The sequence below is a fragment of the Dolichospermum lemmermannii CS-548 genome (genome assembly GCF_028330815.1).
GTDB classification, from domain to species: domain Bacteria; phylum Cyanobacteriota; class Cyanobacteriia; order Cyanobacteriales; family Nostocaceae; genus Dolichospermum; species Dolichospermum lemmermannii.
In genome coordinates, this window is record NZ_JAQMTJ010000247.1 from 1 (window position 1) to 5,404 (window position 5,404).

The following is a 5,404-nucleotide window of genomic DNA, read 5'->3' on the forward strand; positions in this document are numbered from 1 at the left end:
AAGTAAGTAGACGAAAATAAATCAAAGTAGATTAAGTAATGTAAAAAATCTGGAGATGATTTCGTAGTAAGGGCTTCAGCCCTCAAATGAGGAATAAATTCCTCACTACAAACTTTGAATTATTCAAGCCGTTCTACTTAATTGTAATTATCCCAAAGTTAAAATATCAGCTTGAAAATTCACCACCAAAGGCAAAAATTCCAACCACCTTTTTACGAAGAAATTGCCAATATAGTCCTTCTAAATCTTGTTTATTAATTGCTAGAAAACCTGTAAAGCCAGTATCTAACATCGTCCTTTTATTATTAGCGGGCAAGACTTGTACTGAGCTTGTCGATAGCGCAGCGTGGCGTTAGCCATAGTATGCCCGCACTACAAGAAATTTTGGGATATTTTTTTTAATTGGAAGTCTTTAAAGAAATTAGGGTTGAATTTGCTGCTGATTCCAACTTAGGTATTTCCTGGGGTACTTCCACCGGGTTGATTGTAGAAATATTGCTGAGGTTATAACCAAAAATCTGATCATAGTTAGAGGCAACAGCTAAAAATGCCCCACCTAAAATATATATTGGTAATGGGACAGAAAAACCTTGTAACCACTTAAAAAACTCTGCGAATGCAAACAGAACAAAAAAGCATACAAACCAAACTCTCATGATTTCATCTGTTCCTGACTAAGTTATCTTTTCACTTATTTTAGTAGGCACGGGGTAGGCACGGGGGCGCTACCCCTACATTAAATCCAAATCTTTTATATAATTAATTTTGCCTGCCACCTATAACTATTTATTTTCATTTTTCAAAGCTTCTGTAGCTTGTTCAACTGACAGTGGACGATATAATAGGTATCCTTGGACTTCATCACAGTGAATCGAGCGTAAAAATTCTAATTCTGCGGGATGTTCTACACCTTCAGCGATTAATCTCAATCCTAAAGATTGTCCTAGGGTAACTATCGCTTGGATAATATGAGCAACTTTTGGATCTGTAGTTAGTTCTCTGATAAAAGATTGATCAATTTTTAAGTTATGGAATGGTAAGACTTTTAAGCGATTTAGGGAAGAATAGCCTGTACCAAAGTCATCAATGGACAAAAGTAACCCCATTTCTGCTAAATTTTGGAGTGCAACTGTCGTGAAATTGATATCAGCTATCGCTGTAGTTTCCGTAATTTCTAATTCTAAAAATTCTGGTTTTAGTTGAGTTTCTGTTAAAATATCAGTTAATATTTCTACTAACTTAGGTTGGCGAAATTGCCCAGGAGAAAGATTAACGGCAATTGTAATTGGTTGATATCCTGCATCTTGCCAAGCTTTATTTTGTATACAAGCCTGACGTAATGCCCATTCACCAATAGAGATAATTAAACCGCTTTTTTCCGCTAGAGGAATAAAAACAGCGGGAGAAATTACACCCATTTCTGGGTGATTCCAACGCAATAAAGCCTCCATGCCTGTAATTTTACCCGTGGTAATATTAACACGAGGCTGATAGTAAAGCATCAATTCTTTGCGTTTCATGGCATGGCGTAAATTTTTTTCTAACTTCAATAATTCGGGATTTTTTTGACTGAGAGATTCTTTATAAAATTGGTAATTATTTCTGCCTTCATTTTTAGCATAATATAACGCCGCGTCTGCGTGTTGAATGAGGGTTTCGGCATCAGGACTATCTTTACCCAATAGGGCTATGCCAATACTAGAACTAATATAAAGTTCATGTCCGTTAATATAAAAAGCATCTTCTAAAGTCTGGAGAATATTTTTAGCTATTTGGATAATGGGTGGAATTTCAGTTACTCGTGGTAAGAAAATAGTGAATTCATCACCACCCCAACGAGCCACAACATCTTCAATTCTAATTGTGTCTCTGATTCTTTGGGCGACAATTTTTAATAAATTATCTCCGACTGTATGCCCCAAAGTATCATTGATAATTTTAAAGCGATCCAGATCCAGGAACATCACGGCAATACTTTCTTCTTGCTGAATTATTTTTTGGATGCCTTGGTTGAGGATATCGTTGAATTGTAACCGATTGGGCAGTCCAGTCAGTAAGTCGTGCATGGCCTGATAGCGGATCTTTTCCTCTATTTGCTGACGTTGACGAGCGCCACTAATACTTGCGGCCATTGTGATCAGGCTAGATTCTTCATGCCTTGACCAATAACGCTCTGATTTGCATTCAACTAAACCCAAACAGCCCCAGAACTGTGTTTCTAATCTTAGCGGTACAAATAGAAGGGATTTAATACTATCTCCCATAAGCAGTTTTTGTTCCTCCGGGGAAAATATTTGGGTAAAGTCGCTAATAGTCTCACCTTGAAAAAGTTTGCTATACCACCGTTCTAATCCAGGGGTTTGATAAGACTGATTTTGCCAATGGGAGTGGGAAGTTTCTGCACCAGATTTAATCCATTCACACTGCATACTAATGGACATTTCTCCGCTCACTGGATGGGGATGATTTTGGAATAGATAAACTCGTTCTACATTGGTAGCTTCTCCTAATGCTGCCAGTGCTTTTTCGATAGCTAGATCATAGTTCATTTCTGCTAATAAATAATTTGCCGCTTCCGCTACTGCTTGTAATAGGCGATCGCGTTGTTTTAGTTCTAGTTCAGCTTGTTTTTGCTCAGTAATTTCTCTAATAATAAAAGTTCTAATTAAATTACTTTCAGGTAAGTAATGAACAGATTGTTCAAAAATTTGGTTACCAACTGTTACTTCCCGGACAAAGGAATTTTGCGCTTGATCCTTAACTTCTGTTAATAATTGGGTCAAAATTGGGTGTTCCTGAGCTATCTGCCTCAAGTTCGGAAATTTGGCCACTGCTGCCGGATTTACATATGTTACTCTTCCTGCTAAATCCATTTCAATAATAGCATTAGGAATAAGTTCAGGAAAAGAAGCTAGGCGGGCTAAAGCTGTCTCACTAGCAGCTTCAAAATTAATATTTTCCATAATAGCTTTACTAACGTGAGAAACAGAATTTACCTTACCAGAAAGGAAATTAGACAAGTCACCAGTTCCACAAGATTCAGAAAATATTTGCTCCGAAAGATTAGTAATTACATAGTATTTAGCTTGAGTGTGACTATCAAATGCAATAACATCTCCATTTTGAAGATTATGATGAAGACATTTATTGCCATTTACAAATAAACCGTTAGTGCTTTTTTTCCCTTGGAAGTTACCATCAATAATCCTAAACCCATATTGATCAGTATTGGGGATTGTTACCCTTAATAAAATCGCGTGTTGTCTGGATACAGACGGAGAATAAAGAACAATAGCATTTCTTAAATCCCTTCCTAGAGAGTATGTTGCTTCTAGCAAGGGAAGAGTGCGCTGTCCTTTTGGATCTTGGACAACTAATAAATGGCGAATTTTTTCCGTCTCATTCCCTTCCATGGGTTTTCCTTACAGTCCTATGTATTTGAATAATTTACGTAAAAATTTTTCTATATTCTGAATTATTACAAAAAAAGGGAACAACGAACAGGGAACAGAAGCTAAGATTATGTGGGTATTCTCATGATTAGTGATTGGGCAAATGATTGAAGTTGAGCATCTGAGTAAAATTTACGGTTCGACAACGGCAATTACGGATGTTACCTTTAGCGTAGAACCGGGGGAAATTTTGGGGTTTTTGGGTCCTAATGGGGCTGGTAAAACCACAACTATGCGAATTTTAGCCGGTTATTTACCTGCCACCAGTGGAACAGTGAAGATTGCGGGTTATGATGTCCATGATCATTCTCTGTTGGTGCGGCAGCGAATTGGTTATTTACCGGAAACGCCGCCATTATATCCAGAGATGACTGTGGAAGGGTTTTTACACTTTGTTGCTCGGATTAAGGGAGTTTCTTCAGGCGATCGCCCAACAAAAGTAACAGCAGCCATTAAGCGCTGTAACTTAGAAGATAAGCGCAAAGTCATTATTCGCAAACTCTCTAAAGGCTATCGGCAAAGAGTGGGGATTGCCCAAGCGATCGTTCATGATCCCCCAGCAATTATTCTTGATGAACCTACTGTTGGTCTTGATCCCCGGCAAATTATCGAAGTGCGGAACTTAATTAAAAGTTTAGCAGGAACACACACTATAATTTTATCTACTCATATTCTACCAGAAGTGAGTATGACCTGTAACCGAGTTGCCATTATTAATCGGGGGAAAATAGTTGCAACTAATACCCCAGAAAATTTAATGACACAGTTAACAGTTGGGGCAGGATATGAGTTAGAAATCGGCGGAGAAGCAGCTTTAGCTAAACAAATGCTGCAAAATATATCCGGTGTAAGTTTAGTAGAATTAATGCCTAACCATCAGCAATTATCAGAAAATCATACTTGCTTACGGGTCATATTACAGCCAGGAATAGAACCAGGAAAAGAAATTACGGCGGCTTTAATTCGGGCTGGATTTGATTTATATGAAATGCGGCGAATAAATGCCACACTAGAAGATGTTTTCTTAGAACTAACTACAGCAGAAAAGCATTTACCACCAGAGATAACTTCAGAAATTGAAGAAGGAGAAACTGCATAAATGGGTATAGTCATCGCCAATATTATTGCCATTTATCGTCGAGAACTACAGAGTTATTTTGTTTCCCCATTAGCCTATGGAATAGCTAGTGCATTTTGGTTTTTAGCTGGTTTATTTTTCGTGATGATTTTATTAGGACCAGAAGGAATTTTAGTCACAGTTTCTAGCTATGATTTACAAGGGCAACAAATGGGAGTTCCCGCCCCAACAATAGATGTTCCCTATGAATTTGTGCGGGCATTTTTAGATAGAATGGGATGGTTAATGTTATTTGTATTGCCTATTCTCTCAATGGGACTCTATGCTGAAGAACGCAAACGAGGAACTTTGGAACTATTAGCCACATCACCAATTACCAATTGGGCTGTGGCTGTGGGTAAATTATTAGGGGTATTAACATTTTTCTTGACAATGATTTTACCCTTAATAGGATTGGAAGCGATCGCTTTATCTAGTTCCAATCCACCCATATCACCCATAATTCCCTTACTTGGTCATTTAGGATTACTCTTACTAGCAGCAGCGATTTTGTCTTTAGGAATGTTTATTTCCTCATTAACAGACAGTACAATTTTATCGGCTGTTCTTACCTTTGCCGTCGTGATTTTGCTGTTATTCATTGATTTAATTGCCAAAGCCATTCCTGGACCAATTGGTGAAGCCGTGAGTCATCTATCTCTGCTTAAACATTACAACACTCTGATTCAAGGAATTTTTGATACTAGCGGCTTGATTTTATTTGCCAGTTACATTATTTTAGGTATTTTTCTCACTGCCCAATCAATTGATGCACTTAGGTTTCAACGTCAGTAGTCAGTTGTCAGTAGTCAGTAGTCAGTAGTCAGTTGTCAGT

5 protein-coding genes are annotated in these 5,404 nt (G+C 37.8%); 2 read left to right on the top strand and 3 right to left on the bottom strand.

The window, feature by feature from the left end; translation table 11 throughout:
• Positions 1-166: 166 nt before the first annotated feature.
• The 3 genes from PN450_RS16510 to PN450_RS16520 form a co-directional block, all read right to left on the bottom strand.
• Entirely contained in the window at positions 167-316 is a 150-nt protein-coding gene (locus PN450_RS16510; RefSeq protein WP_417033755.1) for a hypothetical protein, read from the bottom strand.
• 82 nt (positions 317-398) lie between these two features.
• Positions 399-656 (bottom strand): hypothetical protein, encoded by a 258-nt coding sequence (locus tag PN450_RS16515; protein ID WP_148762694.1) that lies wholly within the window; start codon positions 654-656, stop codon positions 399-401.
• Positions 657-782: 126 nt separating this feature from the next.
• A complete protein-coding gene (locus PN450_RS16520; RefSeq protein WP_271836968.1) occupies positions 783-3,413 on the bottom strand; it encodes an EAL domain-containing protein in 2,631 nt (876 codons plus the stop codon).
• Between the two features lie 142 nt (positions 3,414-3,555).
• On the opposite strand from PN450_RS16520, the gene PN450_RS16525 reads away from it, so the two are divergent.
• Positions 3,556-4,551 (top strand): ABC transporter ATP-binding protein, encoded by a 996-nt coding sequence (locus tag PN450_RS16525; protein WP_148762690.1) that lies wholly within the window; start codon positions 3,556-3,558, stop codon positions 4,549-4,551.
• On the top strand, positions 4,552-5,364 hold the full coding sequence (locus PN450_RS16530) for an ABC transporter permease (RefSeq protein ID WP_271836969.1): 813 nt from the start codon (positions 4,552-4,554) through the stop codon (positions 5,362-5,364).
• Positions 5,365-5,404 lie beyond the last annotated feature (40 nt).